Origin of the sequence: Ruegeria sp. HKCCD7559 (assembly GCF_013110575.1) — a bacterium.
Taxonomy (GTDB): Bacteria; Pseudomonadota; Alphaproteobacteria; order Rhodobacterales; family Rhodobacteraceae; genus Ruegeria.
In genome coordinates this window covers 949,576-975,186 of the sequence record NZ_WVQU01000001.1, presented here as the reverse complement: position 1 = coordinate 975,186, position 25,611 = coordinate 949,576, and the positions used below count along the sequence as shown (strand labels likewise).

The 25,611-nt window shown below is 57.9% G+C and carries 21 protein-coding genes; 14 read left to right on the top strand and 7 right to left on the bottom strand.

Annotated elements, in window-relative coordinates:
- Positions 1-43: 43 nt before the first annotated feature.
- Positions 44-1,945, bottom strand: coding sequence for a cytochrome c3 family protein (locus tag GS605_RS04875; RefSeq protein WP_171723235.1), 1,902 nt, complete (start codon positions 1,943-1,945; stop codon positions 44-46).
- Positions 1,942-2,808, bottom strand: coding sequence for a YihY/virulence factor BrkB family protein (locus GS605_RS04870; protein WP_171723234.1), 867 nt, complete (start codon positions 2,806-2,808; stop codon positions 1,942-1,944). The genes GS605_RS04875 and GS605_RS04870 overlap by 4 nt, the downstream gene beginning before the upstream one ends.
- 159 nt (positions 2,809-2,967) lie before the next feature.
- On the opposite strand from GS605_RS04870, the gene GS605_RS04865 reads away from it, so the two are divergent.
- From GS605_RS04865 to GS605_RS04830, 8 genes are all read left to right on the top strand, one after another.
- Positions 2,968-4,053 carry an AI-2E family transporter gene (locus GS605_RS04865; RefSeq protein ID WP_171723233.1) on the top strand — a complete coding sequence of 362 codons (1,086 nt, stop codon included), beginning with the start codon at positions 2,968-2,970 and terminating at the stop codon, positions 4,051-4,053.
- Positions 4,054-4,056: 3 nt separating this feature from the next.
- Positions 4,057-5,169, top strand: coding sequence for an acetoin utilization protein AcuC (locus GS605_RS04860; RefSeq protein ID WP_171723232.1), 1,113 nt, complete (start codon positions 4,057-4,059; stop codon positions 5,167-5,169).
- 116 nt (positions 5,170-5,285) lie between these two features.
- Positions 5,286-6,263 carry a MoxR family ATPase gene (locus GS605_RS04855; RefSeq protein WP_171723231.1) on the top strand — a complete coding sequence of 326 codons (978 nt, stop codon included), beginning with the start codon at positions 5,286-5,288 and terminating at the stop codon, positions 6,261-6,263.
- 17 nt (positions 6,264-6,280) lie between these two features.
- Positions 6,281-7,228, top strand: coding sequence for a DUF58 domain-containing protein (locus tag GS605_RS04850; RefSeq protein WP_171723230.1), 948 nt, complete (start codon positions 6,281-6,283; stop codon positions 7,226-7,228).
- The gene (locus GS605_RS04845; RefSeq protein ID WP_171723229.1) at positions 7,225-7,698 is read left to right on the top strand and encodes a DUF4381 domain-containing protein; all 474 of its coding nucleotides are present in this window, start codon (positions 7,225-7,227) and stop codon (positions 7,696-7,698) included. The genes GS605_RS04850 and GS605_RS04845 overlap by 4 nt, the downstream gene beginning before the upstream one ends.
- Positions 7,698-8,681, top strand: a complete 984-nt coding sequence (locus tag GS605_RS04840) for a VWA domain-containing protein (protein ID WP_171723228.1) — start codon at positions 7,698-7,700, stop codon at positions 8,679-8,681. Before GS605_RS04845 ends, GS605_RS04840 begins: the two co-directional genes overlap by 1 nt.
- A 2-nt stretch (positions 8,682-8,683) precedes the next feature.
- Complete coding sequence (locus GS605_RS04835; RefSeq protein WP_171723227.1) at positions 8,684-10,180, top strand: VWA domain-containing protein; 1,497 nt, start codon at positions 8,684-8,686, stop codon at positions 10,178-10,180.
- The gene (locus tag GS605_RS04830) at positions 10,177-11,406 is read left to right on the top strand and encodes a BatD family protein (RefSeq protein ID WP_171723226.1); all 1,230 of its coding nucleotides are present in this window, start codon (positions 10,177-10,179) and stop codon (positions 11,404-11,406) included. The genes GS605_RS04835 and GS605_RS04830 overlap by 4 nt, the downstream gene beginning before the upstream one ends.
- A gap of 3 nt (positions 11,407-11,409) precedes the next feature.
- On the opposite strand, the gene GS605_RS04825 is transcribed toward GS605_RS04830, so the two are convergent.
- Positions 11,410-12,090, bottom strand: coding sequence for a Crp/Fnr family transcriptional regulator (locus GS605_RS04825; RefSeq protein ID WP_171723225.1), 681 nt, complete (start codon positions 12,088-12,090; stop codon positions 11,410-11,412).
- A gap of 198 nt (positions 12,091-12,288) precedes the next feature.
- On the opposite strand from GS605_RS04825, the gene GS605_RS04820 reads away from it, so the two are divergent.
- From GS605_RS04820 to cls, 3 genes are all read left to right on the top strand, one after another.
- Positions 12,289-13,899, top strand: a complete 1,611-nt coding sequence (locus tag GS605_RS04820) for an arylsulfatase (protein ID WP_245217974.1) — start codon at positions 12,289-12,291, stop codon at positions 13,897-13,899.
- A 75-nt stretch (positions 13,900-13,974) separates the two neighbouring features.
- Complete coding sequence (locus GS605_RS04815; RefSeq protein ID WP_171723224.1) at positions 13,975-14,949, top strand: HAD family phosphatase; 975 nt, start codon at positions 13,975-13,977, stop codon at positions 14,947-14,949.
- A gap of 23 nt (positions 14,950-14,972) precedes the next feature.
- Positions 14,973-16,385, top strand: coding sequence for a cardiolipin synthase (cls, locus tag GS605_RS04810; protein ID WP_171723223.1), 1,413 nt, complete (start codon positions 14,973-14,975; stop codon positions 16,383-16,385).
- Here cls and GS605_RS04805 read toward each other — a convergent pair.
- A complete protein-coding gene (locus GS605_RS04805) occupies positions 16,382-16,816 on the bottom strand; it encodes a potassium channel family protein (protein WP_171723222.1) in 435 nt (144 codons plus the stop codon). The two genes, cls and GS605_RS04805, sit on opposite strands and share 4 nt — an antisense overlap.
- A 173-nt stretch (positions 16,817-16,989) precedes the next feature.
- Here GS605_RS04805 and GS605_RS04800 point away from each other — a divergent pair, with 173 nt between their 5' ends.
- From GS605_RS04800 to GS605_RS04790, 3 genes are read left to right on the top strand one after another with little or no spacing between them, the layout of a single operon-like run.
- Entirely contained in the window at positions 16,990-17,637 is a 648-nt protein-coding gene (locus GS605_RS04800) for an ABC transporter ATP-binding protein (RefSeq protein WP_171632288.1), read from the top strand.
- Entirely contained in the window at positions 17,634-20,048 is a 2,415-nt protein-coding gene (locus tag GS605_RS04795; RefSeq protein ID WP_171723221.1) for an FtsX-like permease family protein, read from the top strand. Before GS605_RS04800 ends, GS605_RS04795 begins: the two co-directional genes overlap by 4 nt.
- Positions 20,038-21,078 (top strand): lipocalin-like domain-containing protein, encoded by a 1,041-nt coding sequence (locus GS605_RS04790; protein ID WP_171723220.1) that lies wholly within the window; start codon positions 20,038-20,040, stop codon positions 21,076-21,078. The genes GS605_RS04795 and GS605_RS04790 overlap by 11 nt, the downstream gene beginning before the upstream one ends.
- Before the next feature lie 78 nt (positions 21,079-21,156).
- Here the strand turns inward: GS605_RS04790 and GS605_RS04785 are convergent, their stop codons facing one another.
- The 3 genes from GS605_RS04785 to GS605_RS04775 form a co-directional block, all read right to left on the bottom strand.
- The gene (locus tag GS605_RS04785; protein ID WP_171632280.1) at positions 21,157-21,588 is read right to left on the bottom strand and encodes a universal stress protein; all 432 of its coding nucleotides are present in this window, start codon (positions 21,586-21,588) and stop codon (positions 21,157-21,159) included.
- Positions 21,585-24,194: a TRAP transporter permease gene (locus tag GS605_RS04780; protein ID WP_171723219.1), complete on the bottom strand. Its 2,610-nt coding sequence runs from the start codon at positions 24,192-24,194 to the stop codon at positions 21,585-21,587. Before GS605_RS04780 ends, GS605_RS04785 begins: the two co-directional genes overlap by 4 nt.
- Positions 24,195-24,293: 99 nt before the next feature.
- Entirely contained in the window at positions 24,294-25,262 is a 969-nt protein-coding gene (locus GS605_RS04775; protein ID WP_152458069.1) for a TAXI family TRAP transporter solute-binding subunit, read from the bottom strand.
- Positions 25,263-25,611 lie beyond the last annotated feature (349 nt).

Below are 25,611 nucleotides of genomic sequence, written 5' to 3'. Positions count from 1 at the left end.
TTCTGCCGTCAAAATGAAAGAATTCGGGCACGGATGTGCCGGGTCAGCGCCCAAACTGTTGCGACAATTGCAGCAGGTTCGGATCATCCGGCAACCTGTCCAGCGCCTCTTGCAGCACTGTGCGCGCAGCTTCCGGGCCACGATTGATCTGCGCCAGTTGCACTAACATCGGCCACGCCTCTGCCCTCTGCGGGTCCAGCGTCACGACCTCTCTAAACGCCTGTTCCGCCGCTTGCGCGTTGCGAAGCGTCAATGCCATGCCCCCCAGAACGAGATGGGTTTCCGGGGCGTCCAGCCTGTTCGAAATGACCTGCTGCCATTCCGACATGCCCTGCCCAAGCCTGGTCCGCTGCTCGGCCGTCAAGCCCTGCGGCGGTATGCTCAGGAACTCTTTGGCGGCAGCGATGCGCACGTTTCGCAGAGGATCAGACAGCAACGGCTCGAGCCTGCGCACCTGATCTGCCGGGCTGGCCTGACGTTGCAGCGCCGCTGCATTTGCTCGTATCAGCGGGTCAACGTCCTGCAAAAGCGGCGCTGTGTCAGCGGCGATCTGTGGCGACCCAAACGGTTGCAACAGATACGCGGCGGTCGCTCTGACGATCCCGGGCTGCGACGCATCCATTGCGACGGCAAGCAAACCTTCGGGCGTGTCGAGCTGCCCTTCGGCCGCGGCTTTGAAAACTGTCCCATAATGCGGGCGTCGATTTGGCGATCCCGGAAACCAGCCCTCTATCTGGCTTGCGGCCCAGGCCTGATCCTGGTCTTGATGGCAGTCCGTGCAGGCATCAACGCCCAGCCCAAGATCCGGTCGCGGTATGCGAAAACTGTGATCGCGTCGACCGTCGACACCCATGTAGGTCCGCTCGATCATGTGGCAGCTTTTGCACTGGGCGCCTTCGCTGTCTTCCGGGTGATTGTGATGCGCAGACGTGTCATAGTCCTTTGCGGAAAGGGTTGCGAATTCCGGATTTCCGGCAGGCGAATGGCACTGTGTGCAAACCCCGTTTCCTTCGGCTTTCAATTCTGCGCTGTGCGGTTCGTGGCAGTTCATGCATCCGACGCCCTGTTCATACATTCGGGATTGCAGGAACGAGCCGTAGACGTAAACCTCATCCAGAATTTGCCCGTCGGGATGATAGGAACCGGGGCGCAGCACGGCCAGATTATAGGCATCATGATACGGGGTTCCCGGAACCGGGTTTCCGTTGCCATGCGCCTCGCGCCGGGAATGACATCCGGCGCATTGCTGTATTTCTTCTTCGGTCCGCCCCTTGCCCCAACTCAACAAAAAGCCGGCATTGGCCAGGCCATCTGAAGAACCCCGTTCCCGGACCCAATCGAGATGTGCGGACCCCGGCCCATGGCAGGCCTCGCACCCGACCCCGATTTCGACCTGTTGTGACGTGTAGCTTCTGGTTTGAGGGTCGTAGTTCTTCTCAAAATCCGTGGCATGACATTCGGCGCAGCGCGCGTTCCAGTTCTTGTAAGGGCCGGTCCAATGTAACCCGTCATCAGGCGGCAGGTCCTGATCAGGGTACAGGTGATACCAGCGCTTTTGCTCTATGTCCCAAACCACGTCGAAACTTTGCAACCGGCCCGGTTCGGTTTCGAAAAGGTATTGCTGCAAGGGTTCGATTCCAACGACGGAATGCACGTCATATTCCGTCGTTGCACCGTCTTTCTCCGTTACACTAGCGGTGAAGCTGCCAGCCTCATTTTTGAACTGGACGGACATCCCGTCATGATCGAACCGGGTACCGTCGAAATCCGCCACAACAGCGCCGTCAGTAGGGTCTGTCCAGGCCAGCGCATGGTGTGACGCGGCCCAGGCTTCGGCTTCTTGTTGATGACAATCGGTACACTGGTCTGAGCCCACATACTCTGGCGTCTGCGCCTGAACTTCACCAGCAATTGCAAGGCAGGCCAGTATCAGGGCAAATCTCATGCCGTATCTCCTTCGGCGGCTTTTTGCAGGTCAATCAATGCACCGTTGTATTCGGCCCCCAAGATCAGGATCGCCGAATAGAGATACAGGAAAATCAATGCCGCCATGGCCCCCGCCAATCCAGCATAGGTGGCGCTGTAGGTGGCGAACTGGCTGATATAAATTGAAAACGCCCACCCACCGGCAGCCCACAAGACCAAAGTCAACAAGACGCCGGGCAGGATTTGCGTCAAGCTGTGCCTGCGGGTCGGCAGCACGAGATGCGCCAGAAGAACGGTACCCGCAGGAACCGCCACGGTGAACGTCCAGCGCAGGCGATCCACGGAAAACCAGTTGGCCACGGCAACCTCCGTGTGTTCAGCCACCAGTTTCGTATAGACCGGCAAAACCACCTCGACCGCGGCAATGATCAGAATGGCCGACCCGCCCAGAATGACCAGCACCAGACAGAGCAGCCGGGTTTTCCAGAACGGCCAACTGTCTTCGTCGTGGTAGGCCTGATTCATGGCTGCACGTACGGCAGCCACGCCGTTGGAGGCAAAGTAAATCGCCAGCAGCCCCCCTAAGGTGATGACACCCGAGCCGGATCCGGCCAGAACGGCCCGCAGTTCGGCCACGATCGGATCTGCGACGTCCTTGGGCCACGCTCCGAAAATCAGGTCGATCAACTCATCTGTGACATAGCCTTGAGACAACGCCCCTGCCAGCGCCACGGTGAACAGCACAAAGGGAAACAGCGCCATCATCAGCGACATGGCCACATGGCTGCTCATGACAAAACCGTTCTTTCTGCTGAACCGGCGGATCGACAGCCAAAGCGCCTGAACAGGTCGGCCAAACAAGGGATTCGCGGCAGTTGTCATGCTGCAACCCTAACCTGCCGAAATAGAACACAGAACCCGTCGTGATAATCTATTTGGCTAATGAGGGCCAACAAACGCCTGAACGCATTGCATAAACAAGACCTCGCGTGCAGGATTGGGCGGCGCAGGACGGGAAATGGGCCAGATACAGGATACCGAATGACCCCGGATCAAAAAGACATCACGGTTAGACCCAAGCTTCGATTGTCCGTTGTCCGGGATACATGCATCATCGCGACCCTGATCGTGCTGGGTCTCTATGCCGGTGCGAACTTCCTGATCCCGCTGGCCATGGCGCTGTTGGTCAATGTACTGATCATCGCGCTGAGCGATCGCGTCGTCGCCCTGACCCGCGCTCCGGTCTGGCTGGCCAATATTGCCGGTGTGACTGTCGTTCTGGCCGGTTTGTTCATGATCATGTACGTGCTGGGCAGTCAGGCGACACAGTTTGCACGATCCATCAGCACCTATGAAAACCAGTTTGACGGTGCGGTCGAGCGTGTAACGGGGCTGGTCGGCAACGACGTGACCACCTTCATTCGTGACAATCTGGTCAGTATCGACATGTCCTATGTCGCACGCGTGTTGCTGGGCAGTGCCACCTCATTGTTGAACCAGTTCTTCCTGATCAGCCTTTATGTCGCCTTTCTGATGGCCGAACGACTGGCCTTTCGGAAAAAGATCCAACTGGCCGCCGGAAACCCCGTCGCCGCAGCAGAATTTTCCGCCATGCTCGATGCGATTTCGGTCAGCTTGCAGCGCTATGTCGGCGTCAAAACCCTGATCAGTCTGATAACGGCAACGATCAGCTATACGGTTTTCCGCTCGCTTGGTCTGGAATACGCGGAAACCTGGGCCGTATTGACCTTTGCCCTGAACTTCATCCCCTCGATCGGTTCGATCATAGCGGTGCTTTTTCCGGCCATGATCGCGCTTGTTCAATTCGAAACGATCATCCCCTTCCTGGTGATCGTGCTGGGATGTGGTACGATCCAATTCCTGATCGGCAATTTCCTTGATCCGGCCATGCTTGGCCGATCCCTGAACATGTCGACCTTTCTTGTCATTCTGGCCCTGACCTTCTGGACAACGGTCTGGGGACTGATCGGTGCGTTTCTGAGCGTACCTCTGACCGTATGCATCCTGATCGTGTTCAGCCACATCCCGGCCCTTCGGCCCGTCGCCATACTGATGTCACTGGATGGCAGGTTGGGCGAGGACAACAGTCAGGCCGCAGCAAGCTAGGTCATGAAACGCCCCCTGTTCATCGGATCGGATATCTACCGCAACTCGACCTACGGTTCAAAACACCCGCTGGCCATACCACGGGTGTCAACCGTCATCGATCTGTGTCGCGAACTGGGATGGTTGACCCCCGAGAACTACCGCGTCAGCCCCTGCGCAAAGCCAAGTGTATTGGAAAGGTTTCATACGCCGGACTATATCGCCGCCCTGCAAAAGGCCGAAGCGGACCAGCACGTCACGGACGAAATACGGGATAAATACGGTTTGGGGACTCTGTCGAACCCGGTCTTCGCCGAGATGTACCGGCGGCCGGCAACCGCCGCCGGTGGGTCCATGCTGGCCGCCGAACTGATCCGGGATGGAGGGATCGTTTTCAACCCTGCGGGCGGCACCCACCATGGCCTTGCGGACCGGGCGAACGGGTTTTGTTATCTGAACGACCCGGTTCTGGCGATACAGACCCTTTTGAGCGCTGGCCTGGATCGCGTGGTCTATGTCGACATCGACGCCCATCATTGCGACGGGGTTGAACTTGCGTTTCACGGGTCGGACAGAGTTCGGATGATCTCGGTCCATGAAACGCGTCGATGGCCGTTCACGGGTCAACTTGAGGAAGACGCCGGTGGCGCGGCCTTCAACCTGCCGGTTCCACGACATCTGAACGACGACGAATTCGCCGCCATTCTGGATCACTTGATCCTGCCTGCGACCGAAGCGTTCAAACCGCAGGCGATTGTCCTGCAATGCGGGGCCGACGCCGTGGCCGAAGACCCGCTTTCGCGTTTGACCCTGTCCAACAACGCGCATTGGCGAACGGTGGCGGCGCTGAAGCCTCTTTCGCCTCGTGTTCTGGTTCTGGGTGGCGGCGGATACAATCCCTGGTCCGTAGGGCGCTTGTGGAGCGGCGTTTGGGCCACCCTGAATGATTTCGAAATTCCTGACACACTTGACGTCGGTGCCCAGAAAATCCTGCGGGATCTGACCTGGAGCAGGGCCGCAGGACAGGCGCCTCACCCCCACTGGCTGGACAGTTTGCGCGACGCGCCCAACACCGGGCCCATACGACAGGAACTGAGGAACGATTTGCGCCACCTCACCGCCAGGCATTCACGGTAGATCGGTCCGCAAAAGCCTGTTAGCATTCCGATATTTCGGGATATTCCTGACCGGCTTACCCCCTGCTCCGCTATCAATTCGTTTCTTCCAGCTTGGCACCGATTGGACCACCACCCATGAATGCACTTAATCAGATACTTGATCTCAAGGCCCGCATGGGCCAGTCCATCATCGGGCAAACCGAGGTCATCGACCGACTGCTGATCGGCATGCTGGCCAACGGAAACCTTCTGATCGAAGGTCTGCCCGGATTGGCCAAAACACGTGCAGTCAAGGCGATGGCGCGCAATCTGGATGCAGACTTCAGCAGGATCCAGTTCACGCCCGATCTGCTGCCTTCAGACGTTACGGGAACCGAAGTGTTTCAACAAACTGACGAAGGCGGCGCCTTTCGGTTCGAACCCGGGCCGATCTTTGCCAATATCGTCCTCGCTGACGAAATCAACAGGGCACCGGCCAAGGTTCAGGCCGCATTGCTGGAGGCGATGGAAGAACGGCAGGTCACGGTTTCCGGGACCACCCACAAAATGGAACCGCTGTTCATCGTGATGGCAACCCAGAACCCTATTGAACAAGAAGGCACCTATCCCCTGCCCGAAGCGCAGATGGACCGGTTCCTGATGCATGTTCAGATCACCTATCCACCGGTCGAGGACGAGGTTGAAGTGATCCGGCTGGTGCGGGGCGAAGAGATCGCCGCCGGGAAAGGCGCGTCAAGCGAGCCACCACCGACAATCCCGCAAGATGCCGTTTTTGCAGCGCGTTCGGAAATCGGGCAGATCCATGTTTCGGATGCAATGGATCGTTATATGGCCGATCTGGTTCAGGCGACCCGGACGCCTGCGGCGCTCAGCGAAGAACTGGCCAGCTGGATCGAAATCGGTGCCAGCCCGCGTGCCTCATTGGCACTGGACAAATGCGGTCGGGCGCATGCGTGGATGAACCAGCGTGACTATGTGGACCCTGCGGATATTCGAGCCATTGCACATGACGTTTTCCGTCACCGCATCACGCTGAGCTTCGAGGCGCAGGGAAACGCCAAAACGGCAGATGACGTGATCGCGGACATCCTGCGTCTCGTCGCGCTGCCCTGACTTTTAGAGTTGGCCGGGTGCAGCGATCCACAGCATATCCCGATGATCCCCGCATTCACGTCGATGCGGATCACCTGTTGCGTCTGGAACTGCATTCCCGTGCCCTGAGCTTTTTGCCACGTCAGCCTGCCGGGTCGATCCTGAATGGCAGACACGCATCGCGCCTGCGCGGACGCGGCCTGAATTTCGAGGAATTGCGCAACTACCAACCGGGCGACGATATCCGCACAATTGACTGGAAAGTCACGGCGCGAACCGGTGAGCCCCATGTTAGGGTCTATACCGAGGAACGAGACCGCCCTGCCCTGTTGCTGGTCGATCAGCGCGTTTCGATGTTTTTCGGAACCGAAGTCTACATGAAATCGGTCATCGCCGCCGAAGCTGCCGCAATCACCGCGCATCGCGTTCTTGGTCAGGGCGATCGTGTCGGTGGTCTGGTATTCAACGACACAAGCGTTGCTGAACACAGGCCGCAGCGCCGCGCGGCGGCGCTCATGCGGTTTCTGTCTTCCATCGGGGCTGCCAATTCGGCCTTGCATGCTGCCTTGAACCCGCAACCCATCGTAACTTTGAATGACATGTTGTCGGAAGCCGCGCGTATGACCCAAACCAACGGGCTGGTTTGCCTGTTTTCCGACTGCGACGGGCTTGACGAGAAATCGGAGTCCCTGCTGCGCCGCATTGCGGTCTCAAACGATCTGATCGTGTTCAATATCGCTGACAAGACAGCCAAGGAGCTGGCGCCCGATCTGAAACTCACGGTCTCGGACGGGCGCGACCAGATCGAAATCGACAGCGCCGACCCCGAATTGTCCGGCAAAATTCGCAAATCCATGGAAGACAGGTTGGACCACCTGCACACATGGTCCCGTCGATACGGCTTTCCGGTTGTTCCATTGACGACCGCGGAACCTGCCCTGGATCAGTTGCTGTATCTGTTCGGACATCGCAGGGGGCAGAAATGAGCATCGACACGACAGGGAAATCTCTGGTTGATCTGCTGAATATGCTCGAGCCGGCACCGGAACCCACGCTTGTTTCGATGTTTCCGCAGACATGGGGGTGGTTGGCGCTGGCCGTCATACTGCTTGGCCTTGCCGTACTGGTCAGTGTTTTTTTCATCCGGCGAAGGCGGGCGAACGCGTATCGCCGCCATGCGCTGGCCGAGCTGGCAGACCCGGATATCACGTCGGCAAAAGTTGCCGAAATCCTTCGCCGCACCGCTTTGGTCGCATATCCACGCAGGCAGGTTGCAGGGATTCACGGGGATGACTGGTTGAATTTCCTGTCGCAAACCTCTGATGACAAGTCCTTTTTATCAGACATTGGGCAAACGCTGATCGACGCGCCATACAAGGACCTGCCGCCAAACCGCGCCTTGACCCAGCTTGCGCGGCATTGGGTCAAGTCCCACAAACGGTATCGGGGAGCGTGATGTTTTCCTTCTCTGCGCCCTGGGTGTTTCTGCTTTTGCCGCTGCCGCTGCTGGTTTACGCCATTGCTCCGCCCCGGCGGGAAACAACCGTGTCCATTCGCATTCCGTTTTTTCGCCGCGTGGCCCAGGCGGCTGGCGTCGAGCCGCAGTCCGGGTCAATGATCCGAACCCGGGCCCGGCTGCAAACAGCCAGCGCCGCCTTGATCTGGATACTTCTGGTTCTGGCGCTGGCGCGTCCGGAACGTCTGGGCGATCCCGTCGTGATGGAAAAATCTGCCCGCGATGTGGTTTTGGCGCTGGATATCTCTGGCTCGATGGATCAGCGCGACTTCCGGACCGGATCAGGTGCCCCGATACAACGGTTGGAGGCGGTCAAAGAGGTTCTCAGGCAGTTCATCTCTGAAAGAGATGGTGACAGGATAGCGCTGATCATCTTTGGAACACGCGCGTTCATTCAAGCGCCCTTCACGGAAGATCTGAACAGTTTGAATGGGTTCCTGGATCAAACTCAAGTTGGCATGGCGGGTCCGAACACGGCTTTGGGCGATGCGATCGGGCTTGGCATTCGAACCTTTGAATCCAGCGAGGTTGACCAGCGCCTGATGATTGTCCTCAGCGATGGTGCCGATACGTCCAGTCGCATGACACCCGTCAATGCCTCGGCCATTGCTGCGGAAAAGAACGTGGTTGTCTATACGATTGGTGTCGGAGACCCGAATGCCACGGGCGAAGACCGTGTCGACCTTCAGGCATTGAAGGACATAGCCGATCGCACGGGCGGAGAATATTTCTTTGCCGACGATGCAACGGCCCTTGAACAAACTTACGCACGCATTGACTCTCAGAACCCCAGAATGGTGGAAACGCAAAGCTATCGCCCCAAGCAAAGCCTTGCCCATATTCCGTTACTCATCGCGCTGATCGTCATCATGGTCAGCATGACTTGGTTCCATTTCTCACAGCGACACCAGGGGGCCGTCTGACGATGGATCTGGCTGATTTTCATTTTATCCGAGGCTATTACCTGCTGCTTCTCATCCCCATCCTTGTGTTGTGGTGGCGGATCAGGCCCAGACCGATGGCAGACACCAAACTGCCATCAGGGATCGCCCCACACCTTGCAGAGGCCTTGCTGCTTGGCAAGGAAGAAAACAGGCGCATCCAGCCCATTGACGTTGCGCTGATCATTGCGGCGCTTGTCACTTTGGCGGCCTCGGGCCCGACATGGTCGCGCGCGCCCAACCCGTTGATCGCAGACACGGCCCCGTTGGTGATCGCTCTCAAAGTCACCAACAGCATGGAAAGCTCGGATCTTGCGCCATCGCGGCTGGATCGGGCACGGTTCAAGATTTCCGACCTGATCACCGAACGTGCCGGCGCACGTACCGCTTTGATCGCCTATGCAGGAACGCCGCACCGAGTTGCGCCGTTGACCGAAGATGCGAACATACTTCGTCCGTTGTTTGAGGGGTTGACGCCTGCGGTGATGCCGAAGGATGGCGATGCGGCAGCCGATGCGCTTGCGTTGGCTCAGTCCATTCTGGAAGACAGCGACAGCCCTGGGGCGGTGCTGTTTGTATTGGACGACCTTGATCCATCTCAGGTAACGGGGCTAAGCTCCTCTTCTTCTGATATTTTCGTTCTCACCATGCTGCCGGATGGTGGTCGTATCGCGCAGCTGGACAACATCCCCAACGCCTCAGTGGTCGCGTTTTCGGACGACGATCGGGACATCAATCAACTGATGCGCCGCATTCAATCGGCCTATACTGCAGCGCTGGATGAGGATGATCGCCTGGACTGGCAGGACAAGGGCTGGATCTTGGCCTGGCCTGCAGCGGTGTTGTCTCTGCTGTGGTTCCGCAAGGGCTGGGTAATTCGTTGGGCGGTTCTGGTTTTGATTGCGTTGCCTTCATCCGGCGCGCGGGCAGAAGGATGGCGAGACTGGTTTTTCACCCCCGACCAACAAGGCCAGATCGCGATGACCCAAAAACGATTTGGCGACGCGGCCGAGATGTTCGAAGACCCATATCACAAGGGATATGCCTATCTCAGGGATGGTCAATACGAAAAGGCGTCGTCCGTGTTTTCCACGCTGGACACGCCGGAAGCTGCGTTTGCCGAAGGTATGGCCCGCATAAAAAACCGCGAGTATCGCCCAGCCGTATCAGCGTTCGAGACCGCCTTGGAACGTCGCCCCGACTGGCCCGAAGCCCAGCAAAATCTCGACCTGTCCAAGGCCATCCTGGATTATGTCGAAACGACGCGTGAACAGTCTGACACGGGGGAAGAGGCTGGCATCGGTGCAGATGATACGGTGTTTGACAACGATGCAGCACGTGGCAGTGACACTACTGTTCAAGCCCCCAAGGACGGGCCACAGTCACTGTCCGCCGACCAGTGGATCAGTATGATCGACACCGACATGCAGGATTTTCTAAGAAACCGTTTCCTTTTGGAAATACAGGAGCAAACAGAATGAGATACCTAGCTGTCTTCATCCTGTTGATGCCGTTGTCAGTGTCCGCACAGGAAAACTCAGCCTATCAACCTCGGGTATCAGTGGACGTCCCGAACGAGGCCGTCATCGTCGGCCAGCCCGCCATCGTCCGCATCAAGGTTCTGGTTCCGACCTTCATGCCGCAGCCGCCCGTATTCCCATCATTGGAGCAACAAAATGTCCTGGTTCGCCTGCCAGAGCGAGCTTCTGGTCCGGTAAGCAAAACGGTAGACGGAGAAACGTGGTCCGGAGTACAGCGCAGTTATCGCCTGTATCCGCTGGCAGCAGGGCCGGTCGCGTATGATGCGCAAGACGTTGTCGTGACATTTGCCGATCCGCAGTCCAATGACCCGGTTCAGGTTTCGGTTCAGCTTCCTTCCATACAGCTGAACGCAGAGATCCCAGAGGGCGCTCAAGGTCTTGACCCGCTGATCATCGCAAGTGGTTTCTCTCTTGATCAGAAGCTGGACGGTCCGACCGATATGCAGGCCGGTGATTCCATCACGCGCGAGATAAGCGCGCAGATCTCTGGCACCACGGCCCTGACGATCCCGGCGCTGACGCCGCAGGATCAAAGCCAACAGCTGCGCGCCTATCCCAAGGAACCCCGCTTTTCGGAAACAGAAGACCGGGGCATCCTGTCCGGGCAACGGGTCGAAGAAACCGTGTACATCGCCCAAGACGGGGGCGAAACACAATTGACGGCCGTTTCCATCGACTGGTTCAATCTGGACACCGGTCAGATCGAAACGGCATCACTTCCCTCGACAAAGCTTACACTGGCCCCCCCAAGGCGGCAGCCGCCTGACGCGCAAACCATCATCAAATCAGTTCTTTACCTTGTCATTGTTGTATTCGCATTGTGGACTTTGGGAAGGTTTCTGCGCCCGCGCTATGCAACCTGGAAAACGGAACGGCGCCGCAGGTATCTGGCATCGGAGAAATATGCCGTCGATGCCTTGCGATCCGCTTTAAGATCACGGGATTTGCCCGCGGTTTATCAGGCATTGGATCTTTGGAAATCACGCAGCGCGTACCCCGAGCGTTCTTTGGATCTTGAAAGCAGTCTAATGAATATCGGTGCGGCGCGGTATTCAGCGACGGCTGGCAACAGCCCGGAAGACTGGGAAGCGGCCATGCAACACCTGGGCGCACTGAAAAGCGCAACAGAAAGAAAGAGCGAGTCTTTACCCCCGCTCAACCCTTAGACTTCAACTTTGACAGTTGCTGATCAGCTTGCGCCGGTCGATCAACCGTAGCCGGCCATACCCCAATTCCACAAGGCCCAGATCTGCCAGATGATGCAGATGTCGGTGCAACGTCGGCTGAGATACCGCAACCATTTCAGCAAGTTCTTCCTGAGACACAATAATCCATCCGTCCGAACTCAAAGCGCCTTCGTCAAGGTGCAACAGACGCAGCACAAGGCGCTTTTCAGACCCCGTAACCGCAAGATTGGCCATGATGCGCAGTGCAGTCTTCATGTTTTCATGCGTCAACGCATAGAAATCACGGATGTATTCCGGGTTTGTCTGAATCATGCGTTCCACCCGCGAGCCGGGAAAAAACAAGGTGCGGGTCTTTAGCGTTGCCACGACGCTGACCAGTCGTTTGGCTTCGGCAAACAGCGCAAGATCCCCGATCCAGAATCCTGATCCATCCTGATGCAATACGAATTCCTGTCCATCATCGGCAGGTGCCGTGATCTGAAGCGCGCCTGCGAGCACCGCATGAATACCGTTGGCGCGGTCGCCGTGGTGGTACAGGGTTTCTCCGGAATCGAAGGTTCTTTGAATTGCGCATGTCATAAGATCGCTCTGAAACTTTGAATCGCGCGTGCCAAACCAGTCGGTCTTGGCCAGAATCCGCATATCGTCATCAGAATCAAACATTTGTATCTTTCAAAGTGATCATATGATAAGTTTTCGATGCGTTTCATCGCGTAAAATAGCTGTGTTCACTGCCCGAACAAGAAATTGTTTTTATTCGGGCAATCAAAAACTTGCTTGCAGCTTCAAGTTATAAGCTAGCGGCTTCAACTAAATTTCAATTTTCCGAGTCATTAAGGCTCGACTGATCAGGAGCACTTCATGTCTTCTCCACGAATGATTGCAGATAATTGGCGTAGAACACTGCGCCGGTTCGCAGTGGCGACCGTAACTGTCGCCCTTGCCGTGCCCGCCTGGGCGCAGGATCAAAAGCCCAATATTCTTGTGATATGGGGCGACGATATCGGTCAATCCAACATCTCGGCCTATACCATGGGTCTGATGGGATATCAGACACCCAATATCGACAGGGTTGCCAAAGAAGGCATGATCTTTACCGATTACTACGGTGAACAATCCTGTACCGCCGGCCGTTCGTCATACATCATGGGGCAATCCGTGTTCCGCACCGGTCTGTCCAAAGTCGGCCTGCCCGGGGCAGATCTTGGAATGCAGGTTGAAGACCCAACTATCCCGGGACTTCTCAAAGACCACGGCTATGTGACCGGTCAATTCGGCAAAAACCACCTTGGTGACAAGGATGAGCATCTTCCGACAAATCACGGATTTGATGAGTTTTTTGGCAATCTTTACCACCTGAATGCCGAGGAAGAACCAGAAAACGAAGACTATCCGGGTGATCGCGTTCTGGCGGATGGGCGCACCTTCCGCGAGGCCTATGGCCCGCGCGGCGTCATCAAATCCAAATCCGATGGCACGATCGAAGACACCGGACCGTTGACCCGCAAGCGTATGGAAACCGTGGATGACGAAACGGTGGCCGCGGCCATCGACTTCATCAAGCGGGCGCATGAGCAAGGTCAGCCCTTCTATGTCTGGTGGAACGGTACCCGCATGCACTTCCGCACCCACGTCAAAGACGAGATGCGCGCCAAGGCCAATGAGTTGTCGGGGCGGGTCGCTGATGAATACACCGCCGGTATGATCGAACACGACATGCATGTTGGGCAGCTGCTGGATCTGCTGGACGAGCTTGGCATCGCTGACAACACGATCGTCCACTATTCCACTGACAACGGTCCCCACATGAACACCTGGCCGGATGCGGCTGCCACGCCGTTCTGGGGCGAGAAGAATACCAACTGGGAGGGTGGCTGGCGCGTTCCGTCGATGGTGCGCTGGCCGGGCAAGATCGAGGCCGGATCAGTCACCAACGAGATCGTTCATCACATGGACTGGCTGCCCACTTACCTCGCCGTGGCCGGCGATCCGGACATCAAGGAAAAGCTGAAGGCCGGCTACAGCTCATCGGGCATGGGTCGCGACTACAAGGTGCACCTTGATGGTTACAACATTCTGCCGCTGCTGACTGGTGAGACTGCGGCAAGCCCCCGGAAAGAAATCTTCTATTTCTCGGATGATGGTGACCTCACGGCGCTGCGCTTCGAAGACTGGAAGCTCATCTTCCTGGAGCAGAAAGCCTGGGCCACGTTGCGTGCCTGGATCGAGCCATGGACCGAACTGCGCATCCCGCTGATCATCAACCTGCGCCGCGATCCATATGAACGCGCGTACCGCACGTCCAACACCTATTACGATTGGCTGTTGGACCGGGCCTACTTCCTTGTGCCCGCCCAGCAATACGTTGGCAATTTCCTCAGCACGTTCGAGGAGTTCCCGCCACGTCAGAAAGCAGCCAGCTTCAACCTGGATCAGGTCATGGAGAAGCTGACAACGCCGACCAACAACTAGGCCCGGCGGCCCCACGCTGTAGGCCGCCCTGCGCAGGGCGGCCTTTTTTTCAACACAACAGTTATCGAGAGCTTCATGAAACACGTTCTTTTAGGTGCTTTTCTGACCTGTGTTCCCATATCCCTGCTCGCTGATCCGCTGCCCAGTTGGAACGCCACTGCGGCAAAAGAGGCGATCCTTGAATTCGTGTCCAGTGTTACCGACGCAGAAGGACCTGACTATGTGACACCTTCAGATCGGATCGCGGTATTTGACAATGACGGCACACTCTGGGCCGAACAGCCGGTTTATTTCCAGTTTATCTTTGCCATGGATCGACTTTCTGAACTGGCTGAACAAGATCCTTCGATCTTGTCCACACCCGCTTTGAAAGCCGCTGCCGAAGGTGATTTAGCAAAGGTTCTTCAAGGCGGCCACGATGCGTTGATCGAAGTTGTTAACGCCTCGCATTCCGGAACCAGCGTCGAGGCGTTTCAGGCCGAAGTTGCGCAATGGCTGGCCAAGGCCCGACACCCGGACACCGGATTGCCCTATGACCAGATGACCTATCAGCCCATGGTCGAGCTGTTGCGCTATCTTCGGGACGAAGGGTTCAAGACCTATATCGTCTCGGGCGGCGGTATTCATTTCATGCGGGTCTTCGCGGAACAGGCCTATGGCATTCCGCCGGAACAGGTTCTGGGCACCTATGGAAACTCGACATTCGAAGACGTCGATGGCGTTCCGACTGTCATCAAGGCCCCCGGGATTGCCTTCATCGACGACAAGGAAGGCAAACCCATCAACATCGAACGCACGATCGGCAAACGCCCCATTCTGGCCGGAGGAAACTCAGACGGCGATTTCGCCATGCTGAATTGGACAACCTCGGGTAGCAGACCACGGCTGGGTGTTCTGATCCACCATACGGATGCCGAACGTGAGTGGGCCTATGATCGGGAAAGTCCGATTGGACGGTTGGTTGACGGTCTGGATCAGGGGCCGGACAAAGGCTGGATCATCGTCGATATGGCGAAAGACTGGTCACGGGTCTACACTGGAGGAAACTGAACGACCCGAAAGACTTACCGCCCATGTGGACATTGCTTGTATCCATCTTTGTTTTTGCGTTGTACGCAACCGCAGTTGTGTTTTCGGTGCGCGCAGCACAAACCGCGCGCACACCGCAAGGAGCCGTTGGCTGGGTGGTCTTTTTGGTATCGGCGCCGATCTTTGCGGTGCCGATGTACTTGTTTCTGGGGCACCACAGGTTTCGCGGCTACCGCATCTCGCGCCAACAAAGCGAACGGGTCGTCGAAGGGATCAAGACCTTTGCCGACTATTCCAGGCCTGATCCGACAACGATGCCGATCAATCCACGACCATTCGAATTTCTGGCTCATCTTCCGGTATCCAGTGGCAATGGCGCTCAGCTTCTGATCGATGGTCAGGCAACGTTTGACGCCATTTTCCAGTCGATAGACGAGGCCAGGAACTATATCCTGATCCAGTTCTATATCGTCAGAGACGATGCCTTGGGCCAAAAACTTCAGACCAAGCTGATCGAGGCTGCGAAACGTGGGGTGCATGTCCGTTTCATGACCGATGCCGTCGGCAGCTATGGATTGGAAAACACCTATCTGGACACGATGCGCGATGCGGGTATCGACGTCGCCGACCCGCGCGAGCAACGCGGGCCAAATTTCAGGTTTCAGCTGAATTACCGGAACCATCGCAAAACCGTCGTCATTGACGGTGAAACAGGTTTTATCGGCGGTCACAACGTGGGCGTTGAATATCTGGGAGAAGACCCGCATTTCGGCCATTGGCGCGACACGCATATCAAGATGACCGGCCACATCGTCCGGCAATTGCAGCTCATCTTCACCGAAGACTGGCACTGGGCCCGCGATGAAGACCTGATTGACGACCTCGACTGGGCAGGCAGCGAGGCCGAGCAGGACATGAATGCCCTATTGGTGGCCACCGGACCCGGAGACGAAACCGAAACCGGCGCCATGATGTTCTTTTCGGCCATCGCCGAGGCGAAAGAAAGATTGTGGATTGCCTCGCCCTATTTTGTGCCCGACATCGACGTCATGACCGCATTGCAACATGCAGCGATGCGCGGTGTGGACGTGCGCATCCTTGTGCCCGATATCATAGACCATCGGCTGCCATGGCTGGCTGCTTTTGCCTATTTCGACGAAATCCGCGACTGCGGCGCACGCGTGTTCCGATATACGGACGGTTTCATGCACCAGAAGGTTTTCGTGGTTGACGACACGCTGGCTGCGGTCGGCACGACCAATCTGGACAACCGGTCCTTCCGGCTGAACTTCGAAGCGATGGCCCTGTTTTTTGATGCCCGAGCAGCCTTGGCAGTTGATCACATGCTGCGCGCGGATTTCGAGGCAAGCTATGAGTTGACGCGCAGTTTGGCCCAGCAACCTGCCCATATCCGGTTTGGCGCACCGTTGGCGCGGTTGTTTGCGCCTATCCTTTAGGAAAAGAACTTTTCTTGAAAAACGCGCGTCATCATCGCCACCAGATAAGCGGTCGACAGACCAAAGGCCAGAAGACCAGCAACCGCGGCAAAAGACCCAAAAATTCGCAACCCTTCGCCCAAAACGATATCGCCGTATCCCAGGGTCGTGAACGTCACCAGTGAGAAATAGATGGCCGAGTTCCAATCCGGCAGAACCTCAAGCAACACCCAGACGATGGCCCAAATCCAGACCTGAATCGTGTGCGTCGCGACAATAAAGGCCAAAGATACCGCGATCGGTGCTGCCGTACCAAAGAACACCCCCTTGGCCGACCATTTTTCATCCCACTTGATGATCGTGACGGTACACCAGGTTAACAAAAGAATCTCGACCAAGAAGCAGAGCGCCAGAAATGTACTGCCCCAAACGATCTGATGCAGCAACGTCATGTTTTTCATCCCGATTTACGACAGTGTACCGTCCGGGCAGAATGACCCGTTGAGGTGCAGGGCACAACCCCGGCGATCGTGAAGAACGCCTGCGGCGAATGGAACCGAGTGCGGGTCCGCACTGGACAGTTTGGAATTCCGTCGCACATCCTTGGAAGAAAAAAGGCCAGACCATGCTGTTGACCATCGACCGTGTTCAGAAAACCTATCCCGGCGGGCGCCCGGTTCTGCGCGACGTGTCGCTGACATTGGATGAAGGGCAAACCCTGGCCCTGACCGGCGAAAGCGGCAGTGGCAAAAGCACTCTGCTGAACCTTGCCGCAGCGCTTGACTGTTTCGACAGCGGTGAAATCATCTTGAACCGAACCCCTCTGTCCCATCTGGACGATGCCGGGCGGGCCGAATTGCGGCGCAGTCAGCTTTCGTTGGTGTTTCAGCAGTTCAATCTGATCCCTTCGCTGACCGTTGCGCAGAACCTTTCCTTTCACGCCCGCCTTGCCGACGCCGAGGATGCCGGGTGGACCGCGCATCTGACTGAACGCTTGGGCCTGTCCGATCTTTTGGACCGATATCCCGAAAACCTGTCCGGCGGGCAACAGCAGCGGGTGGCGATTGGTCGTGCCATGGCAGCGCGTCCGAAACTGCTGCTGGCGGATGAGCCCACGGGCAATCTGGATGAAACCGCCAGCGCAAGGGTTCTGGATCTGATGTTGGCCTTGGTGGCTGATACCGGCGCAGCGCTTCTGTTGGTCACGCATTCCCAACAGATTGCAGCCCGACTGGATCGAACCGTCCAGCTCTGCGGTGGTCGTATCCAATGACACGCGCCGTCATTCAGGCTTTGATGTCACACTGGCGGGTGCACTGGTTGCAACTGGCGACGCTTTTGACAGGCATCGCGTTGGCCACCGGTCTCTGGTCCGCGGTTCAGGCCATCAATGCCGAAGCGCGCGCCAGCTATGCCCGGGCCAACGCGCAGCTTGCCCTTGGGCAGTTCGACGAGCTGCGCGATCCTTCCGGTCTGATTCCGGTTTCTCGTTACGTAGATCTGCGTCGTGCTGGCTGGCAGGTGGCGGCCGTTCTGGAGGGCCCCTATCGAATCCGGGGCCGCACATTGCGCCTGATGGGTGTGGACATGGTCGCCTACCCGGCCCTGCCCGCCGTCACCGAAGCCGACCAAAGCACCGCGCCGACTGAGCCGGCAGACATGCTGACCGCTCCGGGGCGGCTTCTGGTCGCGGCAGAGCTGGCGCCGCTGTTGCGCGACCAGAACAACCTTCCGCCGGTTTCGTTCACCACGGCGCTGCCACCGGACGTTATTCTGACGGATATCGGCACAGCCGAAGCCCTGCTGAACCAAACCGGTTTCATCTCGCGACTCATTGTGTTGCCGGATCAGCCGCGTGATCGGCCACCTTTGGCCGAAATCGCGCCCGAACTGGAGCGCGCCAGCCCATCCTCGCAAGTCGATACTGCTCGGTTGACTGACAGTTTTCACCTGAACCTGTCGGCTTTTGGCCTGCTGTCCTTTGCCGTTGGCCTGTTCATCGTGAACGGCACCGTCGGGCTGGCTTTTGCCCAACGCCGAGGCATGATCCGCACCCTGCGTGCGCTGGGCGTTTCGATGCGGCGGCTGGTCTTCCTGATCCTGACCGAACTGACGGGGCTGGCCCTGATCGGTGGAACCCTGGGGCTGCTTCTTGGGTTCTTTCTGGCCGGAGCGTTGTTGCCCGATGTCGCAGCAACCCTTCGTGGCCTGTATGGTGCGCCCGTGACCGGACAGCTGACATTGCACCCCCATTGGGTGTTTGCCGGGATGGCGATGGCTGTCTGCGGCACCTTGTTTGCCAGTGGCCATGCGCTGTGGCGATTGTCTCGTATGCCCCTGCTGGCGGGGCCCGGTGTGCAAGCCTGGCAGGGCAATGGTGGCACACGTCGTGTGACAGGATTGCTCGGCTTGGCCCTGATCGCCGGCGGTGCCATCGCCTATCTCGGCATCGGTGGTCTGGTTGCCGGTTTCGTGCTGTTGGCCGGATTGCTGACGGGTGCCGCGCTTTTGTTGCCGGCGCTTCTGACCTTTGCGCTTTCGGTCTTTGGCAACAGGTCCCGTGGCGCCATCGCGCAGTGGGTCTGGGCCGACATGCGCGCACAATTGCCCGGGCTGTCGCTTGCCCTGATGGCCCTGTTGCTTGCGCTTGCGGCAAATATCGGTGTGGGTACAATGGTTTCGAGTTTCCGGTTGACCTTTGTCGGCTGGCTCGACCAGCGCCTGACTTCAGAGCTGTATCTGACCCTCCGTGACGAGGAACAGGGTCGCGAGATCACGGATTGGTTGCGGCCACAGGTCGACGCCATCCTTCCAATTCGCAACATGGAACTGTCGCACGAAACGGGCCCCCTGTTTCTGTACGGGGTCATTGACGATCCGGTCTATCGGCAACACTGGCCCTTGATATCGGCAAACTCGACCGTATGGGACGACGTGATGGCCGGAGACGCGGTTCTGATCAACGAACAACTGGCACGGCGCGCGAACCTATGGCCCGGAGATACGCTGACACTGTCCCCGGCTCACACGCTGACCATCGCTGGGGTTTATTCGGATTATGGAAACCCAACCGGGCAAGCCATTGTGTCGATGAGCCAACTTGACCGGATCGCACCAGGGGCCGAAACCCGACGGTTTGGCGTCCGTTTGAACCCCGAACAGGCGACTGAAATGGCGCAGACATTGCGCGAGCGGTTTGCCCTGCCGCGTCAGGCCGTGGTCCAGCAGGCCGCCATGAAGGCGCAATCATTGGCAATCTTCGAAAAGACCTTTGTCGTGACATCGGCGCTCAATGTTCTGACCCTCGGTGTGGCCGGATTTGCCATACTCACCAGCCTGCTGACCCTGTGGACCCAGCGCTTGCCTCAGATTGCTCCGGTATGGGCGCTAGGACTGAATCGGGCGCAACTGGCGCGGCTGGAGCTTTTGCGCAGCGTGCTGCTCGCGGCTCTGACCGCGAGCCTGGCGTTGCCGCTTGGTCTGATTCTCGCCTGGGTTCTGTTGGCGGTGATCAATGTGCAAGCCTTTGGCTGGCGGTTGCCGATGTTCGTGTTTCCCTGGGATTGGTTGTGGCTGTTCCTGTTGACCCTGCTGGCCGCCCTGGTTGCAGCGGCCCTGCCCGCGCTGCGCATGTTGCGTCTGCCCCCTGCCGATTTGCTGAAGGTGTTCGCCAATGAACGTTAAAACCCTTTTGGCCGTTCTCGTGTTTTTGTGCCCATCGCCTCTTTGGGCGCAGGGCTTTGCAGGTCTTGGAGGGTCGGCGGAAGGGTTCGAGGTTCCGCAGGCGGGCTTTGAATTCGACTTTCCCAAAGACCACGGACCTCACCCTGCCTATCGGATCGAATGGTGGTATCTGACGGCCAACCTCAAAGGCGAGGACGGGCGTGACTATGGCATCCAATGGACCCTTTTCCGGTCGGCCCTGAAACCGTTTGAAACAGATGGATGGCACAGCCCGCAGATCTGGATGGGCCATGCGGCTGTCACCACGCCTGACACCCACTATTTTGCCGAACGCCTGTCGCGTGGGGGGATTGGGCAGGCAGGTGTTGCGGTGCAACCGTTCGAGGCCTGGATCGACGAATGGCGCATGGCCGGACCGGATATGGATACCCTGACCTTGACCGCGAACGGGGCTGATTTCGGGTACGATCTTGCGCTGAGCGCACAAGGCCCGTTGGTGTTTCATGGCCAAGCGGGCTATTCTGTCAAATCCGCCGACGGGCAAGCCAGCTATTACTATTCGCAACCCTTTTATTCAGTCGAAGGCGTACTGCACCTGCCGGATGGCGATATGCGCGTCACCGGTCAGGGCTGGCTGGACCGGGAATGGTCTTCGCAACCCCTGGCCGAGGATCAAACCGGCTGGGATTGGTTTTCGCTCAGCTTCGAGGACGGGGACAAGCTGATGGCCTTTCGCCTGCGCGGTGGTCGCGGCGATTTCACTTCGGCCACATGGATCAATTCAGACGGCAGCACCGATGCCATCCCCGACGGATCCGTCAGGCTTGAGCCGCTTGCGACCGATCAGGTGGCAGGGCGCGACGTCCCGACGCAATGGCGCGTCGTGCTTGCGGACCGAGGCATCGACGTCAAGGTATCCGCCCTGACACCGGACGCCTGGATGGGGACACGTTTTGAATATTGGGAAGGTCCGGTCACGGTCACCGGCAGCCACGAGGGCGTTGGGTATCTCGAGATGACGGGCTACTGACCTGGCTGCGGGAGCCCGAATGGCGGCAGGCGACCGTCGGGGCTCCGGCACCTCTGTGCACGGCATCTGCTTTTCGCGTCAGCGCACCACGTAAACCGAGACGTTGGAATGTCGCACCACGCGTGCCGCATTCGGGCCCAGCAGGTAATCCTTGAAATCCGGCTTGTGGGCTCCGATTACGATTAAATCAGAGCCGGCACTTTCGGCCGTCTTCAAAATCTCCTGATAAGCTGTTCCTGTCGCAACCACATGGCGGATGGTTTCGTTGCGCTCGGCCCCCAGGGCCGATACGCACAGCGCCGTCAGTTTGGCCTGCGCTTCCTCCAACGCCTTGTCGTGAAAACCGGATTCGAAAAACCCCGACACCCAGCTTTCCCCGAAATCGGGCAGCACTGTCACCACGTCAAGTTGCGCCCCTTCCATATCCGCCAGCGCGGCTGCTTTTTTCAGAACCGGTGCATCAATCTCGCCATTGCTGATATCAACGGCACACAGAACGGAACGTGTCATACGAGCACCTCTTGTCTGGCGGCACGGCCGCGTTGCAGAAAAGCGATCAGACCCAGCAGGATCAGCGCCGGGATATAGACCAGTTGCTTCGGAGGCTGGCTGGACGGCAGGCTGGCCGAGCTCAGACGCACGGCCTCGTCACCATAATAGTCAAAGTTGGCCAGATCTTCGGCAACCGGTGATCCAAACATCGGCTCGTCAAGTTTGACAAGGCCATCCTCTTCGAGCAACAGCAGCCCCATGGCATCGACGCGCGCTTCACCGCCTTCTTCGGATCCGACTGGCACGACAACCGTGGTGTCCACCATCTTGCCGGTATCAAAATCCGGCCCGCTGATCACCATGCGAACCTCGGTTCCCGGTGGAGTCTGGCCAATGGTTTCGACAAACGCCGCAGGCTCGACCGAAGTGTATGGAGGCGCGATGCGATCCATGAAGAAGTCCGGCCTGAACAGGGCGAAGGCCACGGCGATCAGCGCGATACTTTCGTAGATGCGGCTGTGGGTCAGGAAGTACCCCATGGTGCCTGCCGTGAAGACAAGGATCGCTATCGTCGCGAAAATCGCCACTATGATCCCTTCGACCCATGTCACATCGATCAGCAGAAGATCGGTGTTGAAAATGAACACGAAGGGCAGCGCCACGGTGCGCAGGCTGTAGAAGAAGGCCGTGAAACCGGTTTTGATCGCATCACCGCCCGACACGGCCGCGGCGGCAAAACTGGCCAGCCCGACCGGAGGTGTCACGTCGGCCATGATCCCGAAATAGAACACGAACAGGTGGACAGCGATCAATGGAACGATCAGCCCGCTTTGGGCGCCCAACTCAACAACCACCCCGGCCATCAAAGAGCTGACAACGATATAGTTCGCGGTTGTCGGCAGACCCATGCCCAGGATCAGGCTGAGCAGCCCGACCATGACCAGCATCAGGATCAGATTGCCACCCGACAGGAACTCGACCAGATCGGCCATAACCTGACCAACCCCCGTCAATGTGACGGTTCCCACGATCACGCCCGCGGTTGCCGTGGCAAGCGCGATGCCGATCATGTTGCGTGCCCCGTCGATCAGACCTTGCCACAGGTCGGCAACACCATCGATGAAAGTGTTGTACAGGTTGCTCTGCCCGCGGAACATCGCTTTCAGCGGCTTCTGCGTCAGCAGGATGACAAACAGCAACGATGTGGCCCAGAAGGCGGACAGGCCCGGTGATTTCTGTTCGATCATCAGGAAATAGACCAGCACGATGATCGGCAGCAGGTAATGCAGGCCAGCTTTGTAGATATCGGCGATGACCGGCAGTTGCACTTCTTTGGCATTGGGGTCGTCCGGTTCCAGATCCGGAACCTGTGCCGCCAGATAAAGCAGTGCAACATAGACCGCGCAGATAATCAGGCTGAGCACGATCCCAGCGGCCGACGGCACCCAGCTTGTCACGGCATCCACCGGGAATTGTGAGCCATAGCAAAGACCTGCAAACACTAGGAAAAAGCCCAGCATCCCAACTACGGTCCGCGCCAGATGCACATCGCGGTCGCCCAGCGTGGGCATGTTCCGCTTCACGGCCTCAAGGTGCACGATGTAAACCAGTGCGATGTAGGAAATCGCAGCTGGCAGGAAGGCATGGGTGATCACCTCGACATAAGAGATGCCCACATATTCCACCATCAGGAATGCAGCGGCCCCCATCACCGGCGGCATGATCTGCCCGTTGACCGAACTGGCAACCTCGACCGAGCCCGCTTGTTCACTGCTGAACCCGACGCGCTTCATCAGCGGGATGGTGAAGGTACCTGTGGTAACAACATTGGCAATCGACGAGCCCGAGATCAGGCCGGTCGCAGCCGAGCCCACAACCGCCGCCTTGGCCGGACCACCACGCAGGTGGCCCAGGGCCCCAAAGGCCATCTTGATAAAGTAGTTCCCTGCCCCGGCTTTATCCAGCAATGCGCCAAACAGCACGAACAGGAAGACGAATTTCGTGGAAACACCCAATGCGATACCAAACACGCCCTCGGACGTGATCCACATGTGGCTCATCGCCTTTTTCAGGCTCGCGCCCTTCCAGCGGATAACTTCGGGCACCCATTCCGAGGCACCGAAGAAGACATAGGCCAAAAATATGGTCGCGATAATTGCCATGGCAGGGCCAAGCGCACGGCGCGCGGCCTCGAACAACAGCACCAGGCCAAGCAACGCAACCCATTTGTCAGTGTCGTCGGCCAAACCGCCCGCATTGACGATCTTGTCATAGAAGAAATAGCCGTACAGCGCGACGAACGCGCCCACCAATCCCATGATCCAATCCTGAACCGGAATATAGTTCCGGGGGCTGGATTTGAGCGCCGGATAGGCCGCAAAGGCCAGAAACAAAGCAAAAGCCAGATGGAATTGCCGTGCATTGTTCACGACGCTTCCGGGCAAGACATAATTCGCCAAGGGCGAAGCCAGAACAACTTGAAATATCGACCAGATCGCGGCCACGACCGCCAGGAAAACGCCCACGTTCCCGACCGGATTTCGCCCTCCTGCGTCAGAAGATGCAACCAGATCCTGAAGCTCTTCTTCGGAAAGCGGACGATTGGATTGAGTGTCGGAATTCATCAAATGTCTCCCCGTCGCGGCCATTGTTCGGCCTTCTGAAATCCCGTTTCACACGGGTTTTGTGCAGGGCGCCCTTGGGCACCCTGCGTCAGGTCTGGTTTACTGAATCCAGCCTTTTTCTTTGTAGTACTTCTCGGCACCCGGATGCAGCGGAGCCGACAGGCCATCCGCAATCATCTCTTCGGGCTTCAGGTTCGCAAACGCCGGGTGCAGCTTTTTGAAGTCATCGAAGTTTTCAAAGACCGAGCTGACGACCGCGTAAACCGCATCTTCCGATACATCGGCCGAGGTCACGAAGGTCGCGCCCACACCAAAGGTCGAGGTGTCTTCGTCAGACCCACGGTACATGCCACCGGGAATGGTTGCCTTGCGGTAGAACGAGTTTTCGTTGACCAGCTTGTCCACGGCCTCACCGCTGACGTTCACCAGAACCGAGTCACATGCGGTGGTGGCTTCCTGAATCGAACCCGAGGGGTGGCCAACAGTGTAAACCATTGCGTCGATCTGGTTGTCGCACAGGGCCGCCGACTGTTCAGCCGCTTTCAGCTCGGTAGCCAGTTCGAAATCGTCTGTGGTCCAGCCCATTTCGCCCAGCAGGACTTCCATGGTGCCGCGCTGACCGGAACCGGGGTTGCCGATGTTGACGCGCTTGCCCTTCAGGTCTTCAAAGTTGGTGATGCCGGAATCGGCGCGAGCCACCACGGTGAAGGGTTCGGGGTGCACCGAGAACACGGCGCGCAGACCTTCGAACGGGCCGGCTTCTTCGAATTTTGAGGTGCCGTTATAGGCGTGGTACTGCCAGTCGGACTGGGCCACACCAAACTCCAGCTCGCCTTCGCGGATGGTGTTGATGTTGTAAACTGAACCACCGGTCGATTCGACCGAGCAGCGCACGCCGTGCTCTTTCCGGCCTTTGTTGACCAGACGACAGATCGCGCCGCCGGTCGGATAGTAAACGCCGGTGACACCACCGGTACCGATCGTAATGAACTCTTCGGCATAGGCCGCCGGAGCCAGAAGGGCTGCGGTGACGAAGGCGCCGACGCTCAGTTTGCTGCTGTTTTTCATCTGTTAACTCCCACTTTTTTTTGTCTGGCAGTTGGAAATCAAGTTTGATCACCTGCTCAGGGAAGCGTGCCGATAATACAAACCGGCCCGCATCGCAACGGCTACAAATCTTTGAATTTCCCAATTTCTCCCAACCCTTTCGAGGTTTCATTCAGATACTCGCAATGTCAAGGCCGGCGCCGGTCAGACCTGCGCCAATTCGCATATATGAGCATAAATCCCGAACTTTCCCCATCAGTTCACAGCGAGCCGTCTGGGTTCATGCGGTCACTCCAAATCCAAAACGTGACCTCATTCCCGGCGCAAATCACCGCAAAACAAAGCGAACCGCGTTTCGGATAAGGAGGCA

Excerpts from the sequence above, each read along its gene's own strand:
- cls (WP_171723223.1), top strand. The coding sequence starts at position 14,973 with ATGTGGACATTGCTTGTATCCATCTTTGTTTTTGCGTTGTACGCAACC.
- GS605_RS04865 (WP_171723233.1), top strand. The coding sequence starts at position 2,968 with ATGACCCCGGATCAAAAAGACATCACGGTTAGACCCAAGCTTCGATTG.
- GS605_RS04875 (WP_171723235.1), bottom strand. The coding sequence starts at position 1,945 with ATGAGATTTGCCCTGATACTGGCCTGCCTTGCAATTGCTGGTGAAGTT.
- GS605_RS04785 (WP_171632280.1), bottom strand. The coding sequence starts at position 21,588 with ATGACACGTTCCGTTCTGTGTGCCGTTGATATCAGCAATGGCGAGATT.
- GS605_RS04790 (WP_171723220.1), top strand. The coding sequence starts at position 20,038 with ATGAACGTTAAAACCCTTTTGGCCGTTCTCGTGTTTTTGTGCCCATCG.
- GS605_RS04825 (WP_171723225.1), bottom strand. The coding sequence starts at position 12,090 with ATGTTTGATTCTGATGACGATATGCGGATTCTGGCCAAGACCGACTGG.
- GS605_RS04805 (WP_171723222.1), bottom strand. The coding sequence starts at position 16,816 with ATGACGTTGCTGCATCAGATCGTTTGGGGCAGTACATTTCTGGCGCTC.
- GS605_RS04775 (WP_152458069.1), bottom strand. The coding sequence starts at position 25,262 with ATGAAAAACAGCAGCAAACTGAGCGTCGGCGCCTTCGTCACCGCAGCC.
- GS605_RS04835 (WP_171723227.1), top strand. The coding sequence starts at position 8,684 with ATGGATCTGGCTGATTTTCATTTTATCCGAGGCTATTACCTGCTGCTT.
- GS605_RS04870 (WP_171723234.1), bottom strand. The coding sequence starts at position 2,808 with ATGACAACTGCCGCGAATCCCTTGTTTGGCCGACCTGTTCAGGCGCTT.
- GS605_RS04860 (WP_171723232.1), top strand. The coding sequence starts at position 4,057 with ATGAAACGCCCCCTGTTCATCGGATCGGATATCTACCGCAACTCGACC.
- GS605_RS04855 (WP_171723231.1), top strand. The coding sequence starts at position 5,286 with ATGAATGCACTTAATCAGATACTTGATCTCAAGGCCCGCATGGGCCAG.
- GS605_RS04830 (WP_171723226.1), top strand. The coding sequence starts at position 10,177 with ATGAGATACCTAGCTGTCTTCATCCTGTTGATGCCGTTGTCAGTGTCC.
- GS605_RS04780 (WP_171723219.1), bottom strand. The coding sequence starts at position 24,194 with ATGAATTCCGACACTCAATCCAATCGTCCGCTTTCCGAAGAAGAGCTT.
- GS605_RS04820 (WP_245217974.1), top strand. The coding sequence starts at position 12,289 with ATGTCTTCTCCACGAATGATTGCAGATAATTGGCGTAGAACACTGCGC.
- GS605_RS04845 (WP_171723229.1), top strand. The coding sequence starts at position 7,225 with ATGAGCATCGACACGACAGGGAAATCTCTGGTTGATCTGCTGAATATG.
- GS605_RS04815 (WP_171723224.1), top strand. The coding sequence starts at position 13,975 with ATGAAACACGTTCTTTTAGGTGCTTTTCTGACCTGTGTTCCCATATCC.
- GS605_RS04800 (WP_171632288.1), top strand. The coding sequence starts at position 16,990 with ATGCTGTTGACCATCGACCGTGTTCAGAAAACCTATCCCGGCGGGCGC.
- GS605_RS04840 (WP_171723228.1), top strand. The coding sequence starts at position 7,698 with ATGTTTTCCTTCTCTGCGCCCTGGGTGTTTCTGCTTTTGCCGCTGCCG.
- GS605_RS04795 (WP_171723221.1), top strand. The coding sequence starts at position 17,634 with ATGACACGCGCCGTCATTCAGGCTTTGATGTCACACTGGCGGGTGCAC.